The sequence below is a fragment of the Streptomyces sp. NPDC058674 genome (assembly GCF_042716505.1).
In the GTDB taxonomy this organism is placed as follows: Bacteria; Actinomycetota; Actinomycetes; order Streptomycetales; family Streptomycetaceae; genus Streptomyces.
On the sequence record NZ_JBHXSC010000014.1, the window covers coordinates 13390 to 31393 of the forward strand.

General features: G+C 75.3%; 3 protein-coding genes. 1 reads left to right on the forward strand and 2 read right to left on the reverse strand.

Translation table 11 applies throughout. From position 1 onward, the window contains the following. Window positions 1-51 precede the first annotated feature (51 nt). Window positions 52-1887 (forward strand): ABC transporter ATP-binding protein, encoded by a 1836-nt coding sequence (locus ACFWU6_RS10255; protein ID WP_383980249.1) that lies wholly within the window; start codon window positions 52-54, stop codon window positions 1885-1887. Between the two features lie 363 nt (window positions 1888-2250). Here the strand turns inward: ACFWU6_RS10255 and ACFWU6_RS10260 are convergent, their stop codons facing one another. Continuing rightward, window positions 2251-2460 carry an MbtH family protein gene (locus ACFWU6_RS10260; protein WP_383804253.1) on the reverse strand — a complete coding sequence of 70 codons (210 nt, stop codon included), beginning with the start codon at window positions 2458-2460 and terminating at the stop codon, window positions 2251-2253. Next, window positions 2457-17984 (reverse strand): amino acid adenylation domain-containing protein, encoded by a 15528-nt coding sequence (locus ACFWU6_RS10265; RefSeq protein WP_383980262.1) that lies wholly within the window; start codon window positions 17982-17984, stop codon window positions 2457-2459. The genes ACFWU6_RS10260 and ACFWU6_RS10265 overlap by 4 nt, the downstream gene beginning before the upstream one ends. Window positions 17985-18004 lie beyond the last annotated feature (20 nt).

The following is an 18004-nucleotide window of genomic DNA, read 5'->3' on the forward strand; positions in this document are numbered from 1 at the left end:
GCGGACCACGAAGACGCGCGGGACGCACCCGCGCGGGACGAAGGACGGACGATGAGCGGATCGAGCACGCAGGAGCGCGAGCTGCTGCCCACGGCCACCGGTGCCCGGACCGCCGCCGTCCTGGGCACCCTGCTGCGCGGACACCGGCTGCTGGCGGCCTCCGCGCTGGCCGTGCTGGTCCTGGGGACGGGCATCGGCCTGCTGACCGCTCCGCTGCTCGGCCGCATCGTCGACCTGGTCGTCGAGCGGCGCGGCTCCGGTTCGCTGACCGTGCCGATGGTCCTCCTGGTCGCGGTGGCCGCGGCCCGCGGGGCCGCCACCGCGGTCGGCAGCTCCCTGGTCGCCCGGCTCGGCGAGACGATCCTCGCGAACCTGCGCGAGCGGTTCATCGGACGGGCGCTGCGGCTGCCCCTCGAACGGGTCGAGCGGGCCGGCTCCGGCGACCTCACCTCGCGGGTGACGCAGGACGTGACCGTGATCGCGCGCGCGGTCCGCCAGGCCCTGCCCGAATTCGCCGGCGCCCTGCTCACGATCGCGCTGACGCTGGCCGGCCTGGCCGTACTGGACTGGCGCTTCCTGGCCGCGGTACTGCTCGCCGTGCCCGTACACGTCCTGTCCGTACGCTGGTACATCCCCCGTGCCTCGACGGTGTACGCGGAGCACCGCGTGGCCACGGGCGCCCTGCAGCACCAGCTCCTCGACAGCATCGGCGGCGTCCGCACCGTGCGCGCCTTCCGGCTGGGCGGCCGGCACTCCCAGCTCCTGGAGCACCGGTCCCGCGAGGCCGTCGATCTCGCGCTGCGCGGCATCCGGCTCGTGTCCGGGTTCTTCTCGCGGCTGAACCTCGCCGAGTTCATCGGTCTGGCGGCCGTCCTGTCCACCGGGTTCTTCCTGGTCGACAACGGGTCGGTGAGCATCGGCACGGCGACCGCGGCCGCGCTCTACTTCCACAGCCTCTTCAACCCCGTGAACGCCGCGCTCTTCCTCATCGACGAGGCGCAGTCCGCCGGGGCGAGCCTCGCCCGCCTCGTGGGCGTGTCGGACCTGCCGGCCGAACGGGAGCCCGAGGAGCGGGCCGTACCGGTGGACGGCTCGGTCACGGTGCGCGGGCTGGACCACGCGTACGTGTCCGGGCACCCGGTCCTGAGCGATGTCGCACTGGAGGTGCGCAGCGGGGAGCGGGTGGCCCTGGTCGGTGCGAGCGGCGCCGGGAAGACCACCCTCGCGAAGCTGATCGCCGGGGTCCACGAGCCGTCCGGCGGCTCGATCCTCCTCGGCGGTGTCGACACGCGCAGGCTGGGCCCCGACGGCATCCGGCGGACCGTGACGCTGATCAGCCAGGAGGTCCACGTCTTCGCCGGACCGCTCGCGGAGGACATGCGGCTGGCCCGTCCGGAGGCCACCGAGGAGGAACTGCGCGCCGCACTCGACCGGGTGGGGGCCCTGGACTGGGCCCTGGCCCTGCCCGAGGGGCTCGCCACGGTGGTCGGCGACGGCGGGCACCGCCTCACGGTGACCCAGGCCCAGCACCTGGCCCTGGCCCGCCTCGTCCTGGCCGACCCGCCGGTGGCGATCCTGGACGAGGCCACTGCCGACGCGGGCAGTGCGGGCGCCCGCGTGTTGGAGACGGCCGCCCTGCGGGCCCTGGAAGGGCGTACCGGTCTGATGGTGGCCCACCGGCTGCCGCAGGCGGCGACCGCCGACCGGATCGTGGTCCTCGACCGGGGCCGGGTCGCCGAAATCGGCACGCACGACGAGCTGGTGGCGGCCGGCGGACGCTACGCCGACCTGTGGGCGGCCTGGTCCGCGAGCCGCCTGGAGCCGGGGGACGCGGCGCTGCCGGCGCCCCGGAAGGCCGTACCGCCGTCCGCCACGCCGGCCCTGTGAGCAGGCGGGGCCCCCGCGCCCGCTGAGCCGCCCCGCGCGGCCGACGGCCCGTGCGCCGCGTGTCCCTCCCCCGGAGGAGGGACACGCGGCGTCGTCGTACCCCCACTCCCCCAGCGGCCCGGCGCCCCGGGCCCGGCTCCCCCGGCCCCCCGGCTCCCGCTCCCCCCGGCCGCCCGGCCCCCGCACTGACGTCCGCTCCCCGGGCTCCCGCACCGCCGGTACCGCAGGCACCGTCGGCCTTCACTCCCCCCGCCCCCCCCCCCCCCGCCCGCGCCCCCGGCGTCGGGCCCCGGGGGCGCACGACGCCGCCCCCGGCGAGGAGTTCTCCTCGCCGGGGGCGGCGTCGTGGTGCTGCCGGGCGGTTCAGCCCTGGCGGGCGATCAGGCTCGCGGGGCGCAGGTCGGTCCAGTTGGCCTCGACGTACGCGAGGCACGCCTCGCGGGTGTCCTCGCCGAACACGGTCCGCCAGCCCGCCGGCACCTCGGCGAAGGACGGCCACACCGAGTGCTGGTTCTCGTCGTTGACGAGGACCAGGAAGCGGCCCTGCGGGTCCTCGAACGGGTTGGTGGTCATGCGTTCTCACTCCTCGTGGACATTACGGTGAACAGCTCCGAGAGCGGCTGTCCGGGGTCGGCCACCACATGGCGCAGCAACCGGTGAAGTTCCTCGGCCAGCCGGCGGGCCTTGTCGCCGCCGAGCAGGTCGGTGGCGTGGATCAGTTCGCAGTGCACCGGCCCGTCGCCGCGCGGCTCGTAGAAGCTGAGCGTCAGCTCCGCCTTCGCCGATCCGGTCGGCACCGCGTGGAAGGAACCCACGCCGCCCTCCAGCTGCCCGAGGTCCGCCTGCTCGTGGTGGATCACCATGACCTGCGGTCCCCCGGCGGGCAGCGCGGTGGCGCCGACGACCGCGTCGAACGGGACGTCCTGCCGGTCCAGGGCGCTGAGCGTGGTCTCCCGCACCCGGCCGAGCAGTTCGGCGAAGGTGGGGTCCCCCGCCGTGTCGGTGCGCAGCACCACGGTGTTGAAGAAGCAGCCGACGAGGTCGGCGAGCTGCTCGTCACCGCGGCCGGCGACCATCGTACCGATCGGCAGGTCGGTACCCGCCCCGTGGGCGGTCAGCAGGGCCGACAGCGCCGAGTGCAGCACCATGAACATGCTGGTGCCGGTGGTTTGGGCGAGGGCGTCCACGTCCGCGTGCAGGCGCTCGTCCAGGACGAAGGAGACGTAGTCGCCGCCCGGTCCGCGGACGGCCGGGGCCTGCGGGCGGGGGCGGTCGGCGGGCAGCTCGAGCTGCTCCGGGACGCCCTCCAGGTTCTGCCGCCACCAGGCGAGCTGGCGGCCGCTGAGGCTGGTGGGCTCGGCGAGGTCGCCGATGACCTGCCGCGACCAGGCGGCGTAGTCGCCGTAGCTGACGGGCAGCGGCTCCCAGGCGGGGGCCCTGCCCTGCTCCCGTGCCTCGTAGGCCTCGGTGAGGTCGCGGAACAGCGGCACCACGGACCATTCGTCCACCGCCAGGTAGTGCGCGGTCAGCAGCAGCGCCTGGTCTCCCGAGGCGCCGGTGAGCAGCGTGGCGCGCAGCGGTGCCTCGCGGGTCAGGTCGGGGTGGAGCGCCGCGAGTTCGGCGAGCCGGGCGTCGAGGTCGGCGCAGTGCTCCGTCTCCAGCACCGGGTGGGGGGCGGGCTGCCGGAGCAGGTTGGCGTCCCGCTCGGTGAAGCGGGTGCGCAGCGGCTCGTGGCGGGTCACCACGTCGTCGAGGGCGGCGGCCAGGGCGGCCGCGTCGAGGGCGCCGGGCGAGCGGAGCACCAGTCCGTGGTCGAAGCCGTCCCAGCGCCGGTACGCCGACCACTGCCATCGCTGTACGGGGGCCGGGGCGGCCTCCGTGCCGGCGGCGGCCGGGCCGGCCGGGCGCAGTGCGGGGCGGGCGGCGGCCGCGCCGTCGAGCTTGGCGGCGAGGCCCGCGACGGTCAGGGCGTCGAACACGTCGCGGATGCTGAGCTCGGCACCGAACTCGGACCGGATGCGGCCGAGCAGGCGCATGGAGGCCATGGAGTGGCCGCCCAGGGCGAAGAAGTTGTCGTGGACGCCGACCTCCTCCAGCTGGAGGATCTCGCCGAACAGCGCTGCCAGCCTCGCCTGGGTGGCGCCCACCGGCCGGGCCCCGCCGGTCATGCCGGACCAGTCGGGGGCGGGCAGCGCCTTGTGGTCCAGTTTGCCGTTGGGGGTGAGCGGCAGCGGGCCGTCGAGCGCGACCACGAGCGCGGGCACCATGTACTCGGGCAGCTGCCCGGCGACGTGCGCCCGCACGTCCTGCGGGTCGAGCGCCCCGTGTTCCGGGACGACGTAGCCGACCAGGCGGACGATGTCGCCGGCCCGGTCCGGGACGACGGTGGCCTGGGCGACGGCCGGGTGGCCGGCGAGCGCGGCCTCGATCTCGCCGAGTTCGATGCGGAAGCCGCGGATCTTCACCTGGGTGTCGACCCGGCCGAGGAAGTCGAGGTTGCCGTCGCGGCGCCAGCGGGCCCGGTCCCCGGTGCGGTACATGCGGCTGCCGGGCGCGCCGAAGGGGTCGGCGACGAACCGTTCGGCGGTGAGGCCGAAGCGGCCCAGGTATCCGCGGGCCAGGCCGCGGCCGGACACGTACAGCTCGCCGACCACGCCCGGCGGGACGGGCTGGAGCCGGTCGTCCAGGACGTAGGCGAGGGTGTTGGGGTCCGGGACGCCGATGGGCACGCGGGCGCCGGGGCGCAGGTCGGCCCCGCGGGACTCCCACAGGGTGGAGTTGACGGTGGCCTCGGTCAGTCCGTAGGCGCAGATCAGGTTGGCGTGGGCGCCGAAGCGCTCGAAGAGGTCCGGCGGCACGGTCTCGGTGCCGACCAGGACGGTCGAGCCCTCGGGCAGTGCGCAGCCGGCGGGCAGCGCGGACACCAGGGAGGGCGGCAGGATCATGTGGGTGATCGCGTGTTCGGCGAGGAAGTCGGTGAGCGGCGGTCCGGCGACCCGGGCCTCGTCGGTGACGAGCACGAGGCGGCCGCCGTGGCAGAGCGCCATGGCCAGTTCGAAGACGAACACGTCGAAGCCGATGGAGGCGAACTGCAGCACGCTGCTGTCGGCTTCCAGGCCCATCCGGTCGACCGCGGTGGCCACCAGGCTGGAGATGCCCTCGTGCGGGACGACGACCCCCTTGGGCCGGCCGGTGGAGCCGGAGGTGTAGATGACGTACGCGGCCTGGTCCAGTGCCACCTGCGGGGCGGGCACGGCGGACTCGGGCAGCCGCTCCAGGGCGGCGGCGGTGCCGGGTGCGTCGAGCAGCAGGACCGGGACGTCCGTGGCGGGGATCTTCCCGGCCACCGGCTCGGTGCCGACGACCAGCGTCGCCCGGGAGTCCTCGATCATGTACGCGAGCCGGTCCGCGGGGTGGACCAGGTCGAGCGGCAGGAAGGCGGCGCCGAGCTTCAGGGCGGCCAGCACCGTGGCGATCATGTCCGCGGAGCGGGGCACGGCCACGCCGACCACGCTCTCGGTGCCGACGCCCTGGGCGGCCAGCAGGTGGGCGATCCGGTTGGACCGGGCGTCCATCGCGGCGTAGTCGAGGCGGGTGGAGCGGTCGACGACGGCGACCGCGGCGGGTCGCTCGGCGACGTGCCGGGCGAACAGCGCGGGCAGCGACAGCTCGTCGACCTCGCGGGGGCCGCCGTTGAAGCCCTCCAGGACGAGGCGTCGCTCGTCGTCCACGAGCAGCGGGGCCGCGGACACCGGGCGGTCGGGGGCGGCGGCGAGGGCGCCGGTCAGGGCAGCCAGCCGTCGGCCGATCAGCTCGGCGGTGTCCTGGTCGAAGAGTTCGGTGGCGAATTCCAGGCGGCAGGCCAGGGAGCCGTCGCCGTCGGCGGCGGTCGCCTCGGTGAAGCTGAACACCAGGTCGAACTTGGCGGAGCGGATGCGGAAGGGCACGTACTCGACGCCCAGGCCGGCCAGGTCCGTCTCGCCCTCGGTGCGGGCGTGGTAGCCCACCATCACCTGGAAGAGCGGGTTGCGGGCCAGCGAGCGCGTCGGGTTCAGCTTCTCCACGACCGACTCGAAGGGCACGTCGGCGTGCGAGAACGCGGCCAGGTCGGTGTCGCGGACCCGGGCCAGCAGCTCGGTGAAGGTGGGGTCGCCGCTGAGGTCGGTGCGCAGGACGAGGGTGTTGACGAAGAAGCCGACGAGGTCGTCGAGGGCCTCGTCGCCGCGGCCGGCGATGGGCGAGCCCAGCGGGATGTCGGTGCCGGCGCCCAGGCGGTGCAGCAGGGTCGCGACGGCCGCGTGGACCACCATGAACATGCTGACGCCGTTCTCCTTCGCCAGCCGCTTCAGGCCCTGGTAGGCCGGGCCGTCGAAGGCGATGTCGAGCTCGGCGCCGGTGAAGGCGGGCCGGGCCGGCCGGGGCCGGTCGGTCGGCAGTTCCAGTTCCTCGGGGGCCCCGTCCAGGGTGCGCTGCCAGTGCTCCAGCTGGCGGGCGGCCAGGCTCTGCGCGTCGGCCGGGTCGCCGAGCAGCTTCTGCTGCCACAGCGCGTAGTCGGCGTACTGGACCGGCAGCGGCTCCCAGCGGGGTGCGGCGCCGGACCGGCGGGCGGCGTAGGCGGCGGCCAGGTCGCCGAGGAAGGGCCGGTCCGACCACTCGTCGGTGGTGATGTGGTGCAGGAGGATCACGACGACGTGCTCCTCGGGCGCCACCTCGATGACGGTGGCGCGCAGGGGCAGTTCGGCGGCGAGGTCGAAGGGCCGGTTGACGGCGGCGTCGACCAGGGCGCGGGCCTCGTCCTCGGTGGCGCGCAGGTGCTCCACCGGCGGGTGGGCCCCTCCGGCGGGCAGGACCCGCTGGTACGCCCGGCCGTCGCGCTCGGCGAAGAGGGTCCGCAGGGCCTCGTGGCGGTCCGTCACGTCGGCGAGGGCGGCCCGCCAGGCGTCCATGTCGAGGTTCCCGCGCAGCCGCATGACCAGCGGGAAGTTGTAGGCGGCGGAGGTGTCCTCGATCTGCTGGATGACCCACAGGCGCTGCTGGGCGTGGGAGAGCGGCAGCTCGTCCGGGCGCTCGCCGGCGACCAGGGCGGGGCGTGCGTCGCCCTGCGAGCCGGCCGCGCGCTCCACGAGCTCGGCCACGGTCGGCGCCTCGAAGAGGTCGCGGATCGCCAGCTCCGCGGAGAGCGCGGTGCGGGCCCGGGCGATGAGCCGGGTGGCGAGCAGGGAGTGGCCGCCGAGCTCGAAGAAGTCGGCGTCGATGCCGACGCTGCCGGCGGCGAGTCCGAGCACTTCCGCGAAGAGCGCGCAGAGGGTCTCCTCCCGCGGGTTCCGGGGGGAGCGGCCGGCGCCGGCGCCGGCGAACTCCGGTGCGGGCAGGGCCCGGGTGTCGAGCTTGCCGTTGACGGTCAGCGGCAGGGTGTCCACGGCCATCAGGGCGGCCGGGACCATGTAGTCGGGCAGGGTGGCCTTGAGGTGCTCGCGCAGGCTCTGGACGAGGGGCTCGCCGCGCTCGGCGTGTTCCTCGGGGACCACGTAGCCCACCAGGCGCTTGCCGGCCGCCTGCTCGTTCACGACGACGGCGGCGTGGGCCACCGCGGGGTGCGCGGACAGGGCCGTGGAGATCTCGCCGAGCTCGATGCGGTAGCCGCGGATCTTGACCTGGTCGTCGGTGCGGCCGAGGAAGTCGATCAGGCCATCGGGACGCCGGCACACGAGGTCGCCCGTGCGGTACATGCGCTCGCCCGGGGCGCCGAACGGGTCGGCGACGAACCGCTCGGAGGTGAGGCCGGGCCGGTCGTGGTAGCCGCGGGCCAGACCGGTGCCGGCGATGTACAGCTCGCCGGGGCAGCCGGGCGGGACGGGGCGCAGCATCGCGTCGAGGACGTAGCCGCGGGTGTTGCGGATGGGGCGGCCCACCGTGGGGGTCGGGCTGTCGGCGGTGGATCCGCCGAGGGTGTTGATCGTGTACTCGGTGGGGCCGTACAGGTTGTAGCCGTAGGTGTCCTCGGTGTCGGCGAGGCGGGTCCAGACGGTGTCGGACACGGCCTCGCCGCCGAGCAGGACCAGCGCGGGCCGGTGCTTGCCGGCGCTGTCGTCCCGTTCGAGGAGACCCTCCTCGATCAGCAGCTGGGCGTAGGTCGGCGTGACGTTGACGACGTCGACGCGGTGCTCGTCGCAGTAGGCGACCAGCGCCTCGGCGTCGCGGCGCAGCTCCTCGTCACAGACGTGGACCTCGTGGCCCTCGACCAGCCAGAGCAGCTCCTCCCACGACATGTCGAAGGCGAAGGAGACGGTGTGGGCGATGCGCAGACGGCGCCCGCCGGCCGCGGCGATCGCCGGGTCGAAGACCTCCACCTGGTGGTTGAGCTGCATGTTCGTCAGGCCGCGGTACGGGGTGACGACGCCCTTGGGCTTGCCGGTGGAGCCGGAGGTGTAGATGACGTAGGCGGGGTGCTCCAGGCGGCCGGGGACCGCGTGCGCGAACGCGGGGCGCTCCGCGTCGGTGACCTCGCCGTCGGGGAGGGAGGCCAGCTCGGCGGCGACGGACGGGTCGTCCAGGGCGACCTCGGGAGCGAGCGGGCCGGACCCGCCGCGCAGGGTCGGGGCGACCGCGAGGGTGGTGAGCAGGCACAGCGGCCCGGTGTCCTCGACCATGAGGCGCAGCCGGTCGGCCGGGTGGTCCAGGTCGAGCGGCAGGTAGGCGGCGCCGGTGCGCAGGACGGCGAAGAGCGCGACGACCATCTCGATGGAGCGGGGCAGGGCCAGCGCCACCGTCCGCTCCGGGCCGGCTCCGCGGGCCAGCAGCAGCCGGGCCAGCCGGTTGATGCGGGCGTCGAGTTCGGCGTAGGTGAGGGCGGTGTCGCCGAAGACCAGGGCGACGGCGTCCGGGGTACGGGCGACCTGCGCGGCGAGCATGTCGGCGACGGTCTCGTCGGGGACGGGCTCGTTGCTCGCGGCCCACGCTCCGGTCAGCTCGGCGTGCTCGTCGGGGAGCAGCAGGTCCAGGGCGCCGACCGGGGCGGTGAGGTCGCCGAGGAGGCGCTCCACCAGGATGCGGTAGCGGTTCAGGGTGGCCGCGGCCCGGTCGTCGTCGATCAGGTCGGGGCGGTACTCCAGCTTCACCTGGACCCGCTCGGCCGGGTTGACGATCAGGGTCATCGGGTAGTGGGTGGCGTCGACGCTGTCCACGCCGGTGATGCCGTGGGTCTCGGTGAGGGCGCGGAAGGCGCCCTCGTCGGCGAAGTTCTGGAGCACGTACAGGGTGTCGAAGAGGACGGGGTGGCCGCCGGCCCGCTGGAGCTCGGCGAGGCCGAGGTACTCGTGGTCCATCAGTGCCGTGCGCTCGGACTGGACCCGGCGCAGCAGCTCCGCCACCGACTCCTCGGGGCGCAGGGTGATGCGCAGCGGGACGGTGTTGAGGAACATGCCGATGGTGGATTCGGCTTCGCGCACCTCGGCCGGGCGGCCGGCGACGGTGGCGCCGAACACCACGTCCCCGCGGCCGACTTCGGCGGACAGCACCAGGGCCCAGGCCGCCGACAGCACCGCGTTGATGGTGATGCCGTGCGCGCGGGCGGAGCCGCGCAGCCGGTCGCTGAGGTCGGCGCCGAGGTCGAGGGAGCGGCGGCGCGGAATGGTCGGCTCGCCGCCGCGGCCCTTGGCGACGAGGGTGGGCTCGTCGAGTCCGGCGAGTGCGGCGCTCCAGGTGGCGCGGGCGGCGTCGAAGTCCTGGGTGGCGAGCCAGCTCAGGTAGTCGCGGTAGCTGCCGGGGGTGCGCAGGCCGGTGTCGTCGCCGGAGGCCGCGTAGAGGGCCAGCAGTTCGTCGAGGAAGAGGGACTGGGACCAGCCGTCCCAGGCCACCAGGTGGTGGCTGAGCATCAGGCGGTCGGTGTTCTCGGTGAGCCGGATCAGCCGGAGCCGGAACAGCGGGGGCGCGGCCAGGTCGAAGCGGCGCAGCCGGTCGGCGTCGGCGATCTCGGTGAGGCGGACCCGGCGCTGCTCCTCGGTGAGGCCGGTCAGGTCGGTCTCGGTGAGCGGTACGGGGACCTCGGCGGCCGGTCCGACGAACTGCACGGGGGCGGGCAGGCCGTCGGAGGTGATGCCGGTGCGGAGACCGGGGTGGCGGGCGAGCAGGGTGGCGCAGGCGGCGCGCAGCCGGTCCAGGTCGAGTCGGTGGCCGAAGTCGAAGCAGTCCTGGGCGGTGTAGACGTCCAGGCCGTCGGTGTCGTAGCTGGCGTGGAAGTGGATGCCCTCCTGGAGCGGGGACAGCGGCCAGATGTCGGCGACGGGGACCGGGCTGGTCTGCTCGACCCGCTCGATCTCGGTCTGGGTGAGCTGCACCAGCGGCAGGTCGGAGGGGGTCAGGGCGCCGGTGGCGGAGCCGGAGCCGGCGGCGCGGGCGATGAGTTCGCGCAGCGCCTCGGCCCAGGCCAGGCCGAGGGCGCGGACGTCCTGCTCGTCCAGCGTGCGGCCGGCCGGCCAGGTCCAGGTGGCCCGCAGCTCGGGACCGTGCGGGGTGTCCGCGCAGACCGCGTTGACCTGGAGCGGGTACGGCATGGCGAGGTCGGCGTCCGCCTCGACGGACAGCGCGTCGGACTCGGCGGCGGGCGCCCAGTCGACGGCCTGGTCGGCGGGGAGCCGGCCGAAGTAGTTGAAGAGCACCTGTGCGGTGGCCAGTTGCGCGAAGACGGGGGCGAGCTGCGGGTTGAGGTAGCGCAGCATGCCGTATCCGGCGCCGGAGTCGGGGGCCGAGCGGACGGCCTCCTTGACCGCCTTGAGGGTGTCCAGTGCGTCCTCGGCGGCGGGCAGCCGGACCGGGTGCAGGCCGGTGAACCAGCCCACGGTGCGGGACAGGTCCAGGGCGGTGCCGTCGCGGCCGTGGCGTTCGAGGTCGACGAGCAGGTCGCCCGCCGGGTCGGCGCCGCGGCCGGCCCGCCAGCGGGAGACCGCCAGGCGCAGGGCGGCGAGGAGCACTTCGGTGACGTCGGCGCCGGCCGCGGCGGGGACCGCCGTCAGCAGGGCGCGGGTCTCCTCGGTGCTGAGGGTGACGGTGTGGTCCCGGGCGGAGCCGGCGGTGCCGGACCGGTCGGCGCCCGGGACCAGCTCGGCGCCGGGGGCCAGGGTCTTGGCCCAGTAAGGGAGTTCGGCCTGTCGCTGCGGGGAGGTGGCCTGTTCGGCCGTCTCCCGGGCGAAGCGGCGCAGCGAGGAGGGGACGGGCTCCAGCTCGGGCCGCTCTCCCCGGACCTCGGCGTCCCAGGCCGCGGCGAGGTCGCCGAGCAGGATGCGCCAGGAGACGCCGTCGACGACCAGGTGGTGGACGACCAGCAGGAGCCGGCCGGGCACGTCGGTGCCCGCGTCGAACCAGACGGCCTGGAGCACGGCCCCGGTGTCGGGGTCGAGGCGGCCGGCGGCCGCGTCCGACTCGTGGGCGATCAGGGCGCGCAGGGCGGTGTCGTCGAGTCCGGCGGCGTCGACGCGGCGCAGCGCGGCGGCGGCGTCCACGCTGCCCGCGGGGGTGGTGGCGGCGGACCACAGGGCCGGGATGGCCGGGCCGAGGTCCATCCGGGTCAGGGTCAGGCGCAGGCCGTCGTGGTGGTCCAGTACGGCCTGGAGGACCCGGGCGAGGCGGCCCGTGTCCGCGTCGGCGGGCGACTGGAGCAGCATCGACAGGTTGAACCGGCCGATGGGCCCGCCGTCCTCGCGGAGCTGGTGGACGATCGGGAGCAGGGTGATGTCGCCGACGCCGTCGGTGTCGGCGGCGGGGACGGCCGCGGCGCCGGCTCCGCCGGCCGCGGCGGCGAGGGCGGCGGGGGTGCGGTGCTCGAAGACCTCGCGGGGGCTGACCGGCAGGCCGGCCTTGCGGGCCTTGGAGGCGACGGACATCGAGAGGATGCTGTCGCCGCCGAGCATGAAGAAGTCCTCGTCGGCGTCGACCGCGTCGAGTCCGAGCACCTCGGCGAAGATCGCGCAGAGCTGCTGCTCGCGTCCCTCGCGGGAGGTGCGGCCGGCCTTGCGGCGGACCGCGGGGGCGGGCAGGGCCTTCAGGTCGGTCTTCCCGCCCGGGGTGAGGGGCAGCGCGTCGAGGGCGACGAAGTGGCTGGGCACCATGGGCGCGGGCAGCTTCGCGGCAAGACCGGTGCGTACGGCCTCGGTGTCGAGGGCCTCGGCCCGGCCGCCTGCGGCCGGTACCAGGTAGGCCACCAGCTGCTTGACGCCGCGCTCGTCGTCCCGGGCGACGACCACCGCGTCCGCGACGTGCCGGTCGTCCCGCAGGCGGGCTTCGATTTCCCCGAGTTCCACTCGGTTTCCCCTGATCTTGACCTGGTGGTCGGTGCGCCCGAGGTAGGTGAGCACGCCGTCCGCGCTGAACTGGACCATGTCTCCGGTGCGGTACATCCGCGCGCCCGGGGTGCCGAACGGGTCGGCGACGAACCGCTCCGCGGTGAGCGCGGTGCGTCCGTGGTAGCCGCGGGCGAGCTGGTCGCCCGCGAGGTGGAGCTCGCCCGGTTCGCCCGGTGCCACCGGGCGGAGGTACCGGTCGAGGACGTACAGCCGGGTGTTCCACACCGGCCTGCCGATCGGCACGGTCGCCGCTCCGGCGGGCTCGGTGCCCGCCTGCCAGCTGGTGACCTGGATGACCGCCTCGGTGGGTCCGTACACGTTGTGCAGGGGCACGCCGGTGCGCTCCTGCCAGCGCCGGGCGAGCGGCACGGGCAGGGCCTCGCCGCCGCTGAACGCGCGGCGCAGGCTCGCCCACCAGGGCGCTCCGTCCGGCTCCTCGGCGAGGAGGGCGGTGTAGAGCGAGGGCACCAGGTCGACGTTGGTGACCTGCTCGGCGCGGATCAGGTCGGCGAGGTAGGCCGGGTCACGGTGGCCGTCGGGCCGGGCGATGACCACGGCGCCGCCGGTGAGCAGCGGTACGAAGACCTCCTGGACGGAGGGGTCGAAGCTGGTCGAGTACTGGTGCAGCACCCGCTCGCCGGGGCCGAAGCCGAATTCCGCCGCGGTCCAGGCCAGTTGGCCGACGACGGCGCGGTGCGGGACCACGACGCCCTTGGGCAGCCCGGTGGAGCCGGAGGTGTACATCACGTACGCGGCGGCGTCCGGGTCCACGGGCGCCGGTACGGCGGAACCGGGAGCGGCCGAGGCCGCGTCGGGGCCGTCGAGGAGGACCGGGGTGACGCCGTCGAGCGCGGGCAGCCCCGCCAGGGAGCGCCCGGTGGTGACGACGGTGCGCGCCCCGGAGTCGGACAGCATGTGGCGGACCCGGTCGGCCGGGTAGTCCACGTCGACGGGCAGGTAGGCGGCGCCGGCCTTCATGACGCCCAGCAGGGCCACCAGGGAGTCGGCGGAGCGGGGCACGGCGACGGCGACCACGGATTCGGCGGCGACGCCGCGGGCGGCCAGCCGGTGCGCCAGCGCCTCGGCGCGGGCGTCGAGTTCGGCGTACGAGGTGCGGCCGTCCTCGTGGATCAGGGCGACCGCGTCGGGAGTGCGGCGGACCTGCTCCTCGAAGGCCCCGTGCACGGTCCCGGCGGGCATCGGCCGCTCCGCTCCGGCGAGGGACGCGAGCGTGGTGCGCACCTCGTCGGCGGAGCGGGTGGCGAGCCGGCCGACGGGCAGCCGCGGGTCGGTGGTGAGCTGCTCCAGCACGCCGAGCAGCCGGTCGGCGAAGCGGGCGGCGGCGGGGCCGTCCAGACGGGCCGGGTCGTGGTCGATCTGGAGGCGGAGCGCGGCGCCGGGCAGCACGGTGAGGGCGAGCGGGTAGTGCACCGCGTCGCGGATCTCGGACCCCAGTATCCGGATCAGGCCCTGCGGGTCGCGGACCCCGCCCGCCTCGGGCAGGTTCTCCACGACGACGAGGGCGTCGAAGAGGTCGCCGCGACCGACGGCCCGCTGGATCTCCGCGAGCCCGAGGTGCTGGTGGTCGAGCAGCTCGGCCTGGCCGTCCTGGAAGGCTGCGAGGACCTCGGCGAGGGACTGCTCGGGACGCCAGCCCAGCCGTGCGGGCACGGTGTTGATGAGCAGGCCGACGAGGGTCTCGATGTCCTGGACGGGGGCCTGGCGGCCGGAGACGGTCGTGCCGAGGACCAGGTCCCGGGCGCCGACGAGGTCCCCGAGGACCAGGCCGAAGGAGCCCTGCACGGCGGCGGCGAGGGTGAGCCCGAGGCTTCGGGTCCGGGCGGTGAGCGCCTCGGTCCGCTCGGCGGACAGCTCCACGGTGATCCGGGCGGTTCCGGCGTCCGCCGGCGCACCGGCGCGCACCGGGAGTCCGGCGCTCGCGTCGAGTCCGGCCAGGGCCTCCCGCCAGGCCGTGCGGGCCAGGTCGCGGTCGCGGCCGGCCAGCCAGCCGGTGTAGGCGCGGTAGGCCTGGTCCGGGGTGGTGGCCGCGGCGGGGGCGCCGGGCCGGTAGCCGTCCAGCAGTTCCCGCAGGACCAGCGAGACGGACCAGCCGTCGACGACGATGTGGTGCATGGTCAGGAGCAGCAGGGAGCGCTGCCCGCCGAGCCGGACCAGGGCCGCGCGCATCAGCGGCGGTGCGCCGAGGTCGAAACCGCGGCCGCGCTCGGCGGCGGCGATCTCCTCGACGGCGGCCCGCTGCCGGTCGGGGTCCTGGCCGGTGAGGTCGGTGAACCGCCAGGGGAGGGCGGTGTGGGCGCCGATGACCTGGACGACGGGGCCGTCCGGGTGCTGGCGGAAGGCCGCGCGCAGCAGCGGGTGGCGGTCCAGCAGGCGCTGGACGGCGGCCCGCAGGGCCTCGGGGTCCACGTCGCCGCCGAGCTCGACGGCGTCCTGGACGGCGTAGCCGCCGGCGCCGTCCCGGTCCATGGCGGCGTGGAAGAAGAAGCCTTCCTGCAGCGGGGTGGCGGGGACCACGTCCAGCAGTTCGCCGATCCCTCGGGAGAGCCCGGCCCGGTCCTCGGCGGTGAGCGGGACCAGGGAGAACGGCTCGGGCAGCGCGGCGGCCGGCGGCACGTCGGGGGCGTCCCCGGCGGCGCGGGCGAGGGCCGCGACGGTCCGCAGCCGGAACACCTCGCGGGGGCTGACGGCGAGGCCGGCCGCCCGGGCCCGGGTGACCAGCTGGATGGCGACGATGCTGTCGCCGCCCAGCTCGAAGAAGCTGTCGTGGATGCCGACCGAGGGCAGCCCGAGGACGTCGGCGAAGAGGGCGGCGAGGGTGGTCTCGGCCGGGGTGGTGGGGGCCGCGTCACCGGTCATGGCGGTCCACTGCGGGTCGGGCAGGGCGCGGGCGTCGAGCTTGCCGTTGGGGGTCAGCGGCAGCGGGCCGTCCATGCGGACGACGGCCGAGGGCACCATGTAGTCGGGCAGTCCCTGCGCCACCCCGGCGCGGGCGGCGGTGACGGCGGCCTCGGCGCCGGCGGCGTCCAGGGAGGCGTCGGCGACGAGGTAGGCGACGAGCCGCTTGGCGGAGCGCTGGTCCTCGCGGACCAGGACGGCGGCCTGGGCGATGCCCGCACAGGCCATGAACGCGCTCTCGATCTCGCCCGGTTCGATGCGGTGGCCGCGGATCTTGACCTGGCCGTCGGCGCGGCCGAGGAAGTCGAGGTTGCCGTCGGAGCCCCAGCGGACCCGGTCGCCGGTGCGGTACATCCGGCTGCCGGGCTCGCCGAAGGGGTCGGCGACGAACCGCTCGGAGGTCAGGCCGGAGCGGCCCAGGTATCCGCGGGCCAGACCGCGGCCGGCGACGTACAGCTCGCCCTCGGTGCCGACCGGGACGGGCCGCAGCGCGGAGTCCAGGACGTAGGCGCGGGTGTTGGGGTCGGGCTCGCCGATCGGCACCGGGCCCGGCCGGTCCGGGCGGGCGACCCACAGGGTGGAGTTGACGCTGGCCTCGGTCAGTCCGTACGCGACGACGATCTGCAGGCGGTGCGACCAGCGGGCGATCAGCTCGCCGGGGACCGCCTCGGTGCCGACGACCAGGACGGAGCCCTCGGGCAGTTCGCAGTCCTGGGGCAGCGCCGACACCAGCGAGGGCGGCAGGATCATGTGGGTGGCCCGGTGGGCCGCGATGTAGTCGGTGAGGGCGGGGCCCGCGACGCGGCGCTCGGCGGGGACGACGATGATCCGGCCGCCGACGCACAGCGACATGACCAGGTCCCAGACCGTCACGTCGAAGCCGACGGAGGCGAACTGGACGACGCGGCTGTCCGGGCCGATGCCGATGCGCTCGGTGGCGGTGGCGATCAGGCTGCCGACGCCGTCGTGGGGCACCACGACGCCCTTGGGGCGGCCGGTGGAGCCGGAGGTGTAGATGACGTACGCGGCCCGGTCCAGCGGGATGTCCCGGCCGAGGGGGGCCGCGTCCCGGGCGGCGAGGTCCGCGGCGGTCTCGGGGTCGTCGAGCCGGACCAGGTCCGCGCCGGGCAGCTCCGGCAGGCCCTCGGCCTGCTCGCGCGCGGTGACGACGGTACGGGCGCCGGCGTCCCGGAGCATGTACGCGAGGCGGTCCTGCGGGTGGTCGGAGTCCAGCGGCAGGTAGGCGGCGCCGGTCTTCATCACGGCGAGCAGGGCGGTGACCAGCTCGGGCGAGCGGGGCAGGGCCACGCCGACGACGTCCTCGGCGCCCACGCCGCGGGCGGCCAGCAGGCGGGCCAGGCGGTTGGCGCGGGCGTCCAGCTGCGCGTACGTCAGCTCCGTGTCCTCGCAGACCAGGGCGACGGCCTCGGGGCTGCGGCGGACCTGCGCCTCGAAGGCGGCCGGCCAGGACAGCTCGGGGGACTCGCTCGGCGAGGCGCCGAACTCCTCCAGCAGCCGGGCGCGTTCCGCGGCGGTGGTGAGCTCGAGCCGGCCGACGCGCAGGTCCGGGTCCGAGGCGAAGGCGTCGAGGAGGGTGCCGAAGCGCTCCTGGTGGGCGACGAGGCCGTCCTCCGTGCACTGGTCGCCGTCCGCGTCGAAGAGAATCCGGACGGCGCCGCGGACGGACTCGCCGACGGTGACGGCGAGGTCGCTGACCGCGCCGAGCCACTGGGGGCGCAGGTCGGACTCGTGGTCGCAAAAGCGCAGCCAGTCGGTCCCGGGCAGGATGTTGACGGTGGGGCCCACGAGCTCGGACACGCCCTCGACCAGGCCGAGTTCCCTGGCGAGGTCCTCGGCGCGGTAGCGGCCGTGGGCGACGGCCTCGGCGATCCGCCCGTCGGTCTGGGCGAGCAGCTCGGCGACCGTCGTCCCGGGTCGCACGGTCAGCCGCAGCGGCACGATGTTGGAGACCATGCCGGGGACGCCCAGGATGGCGCGGTCCCGGCGGGTGGTGACGGGCAGGCCCAGCACCAGGTCCTGTTCCCCGGTGGTCCGGTGCAGGTAGGCGGCCACGGCGGCGATCAGCAGTCCGGACAGCCGGACCCCGGACGCGCGGGCGGCGGCCCTGAGGCGTTCGGTGCCGGCCGCGGAGAGTTCGGTGGTGCGCCGGTAGCGGCGCGTGATGAGCTTCTGGCCGGGCTCGACCAGGCGGACCGGCTGGGGGCGGCCGGCGAGCCGCTCCAGCCAGTACGCGCGGTCCGCGGCGTACTCCTCGGAGGCCCGGTAGGCCGCCTCGGACGCGGCGAGCCGGGTCACGTCCCAGTCCGCGGGCGCGGTGTCCGGGGCTCCGGAGTAGATCTCGCCGGCCCGCCGGGAGAGCAGGCCGATGCTCTGGCCGTCGATGACGAGGTGGTGGTAGCACTGGTGCCACAGCACCCGGTCGTCGGCGAGCCGGAGCAGGGTGTGCGAGAACAGCGGGCCGTCCGCGAGGGCGAGGGGGAGGGCCCGGCGGGCGCCCATCCACTCCCAGGCGGCGTCCTCCGGGTCGGCGTCCGCGCGCAGGTCGACGACGGTGACGTCGGCGGGCATGCGGCGGGGCAGCTGGCGGGGACTGCCGTCCTCGGCGGTCTCGAAGACGACGTGGAGGCAGTCAGCCTCCTCGACCACCTGCCGCACGGCGGCGGACAGGCGGTCGAGGTCGACGTCACCGCGCAGATCCAGGGTGAACGACACGTTGAAGGCCGAACTGTCGGGCTCGATCTGCTGGGCGAGCCAGATTCCCGATTGTCCACCGGTGACGGGTGTCCCGGCGGCAGGAGTCCGGTCCGACTCGGTGTCACGCATCGTTCAGAAGGCCTTTCCCT

Excerpts from the sequence above, each read along its gene's own strand:
- ACFWU6_RS10255 (WP_383980249.1), top strand. The coding sequence starts at position 52 with ATGAGCGGATCGAGCACGCAGGAGCGCGAGCTGCTGCCCACGGCCACC.
- ACFWU6_RS10260 (WP_383804253.1), bottom strand. The coding sequence starts at position 2,460 with ATGACCACCAACCCGTTCGAGGACCCGCAGGGCCGCTTCCTGGTCCTC.
- ACFWU6_RS10265 (WP_383980262.1), bottom strand. The coding sequence starts at position 17,984 with ATGCGTGACACCGAGTCGGACCGGACTCCTGCCGCCGGGACACCCGTC.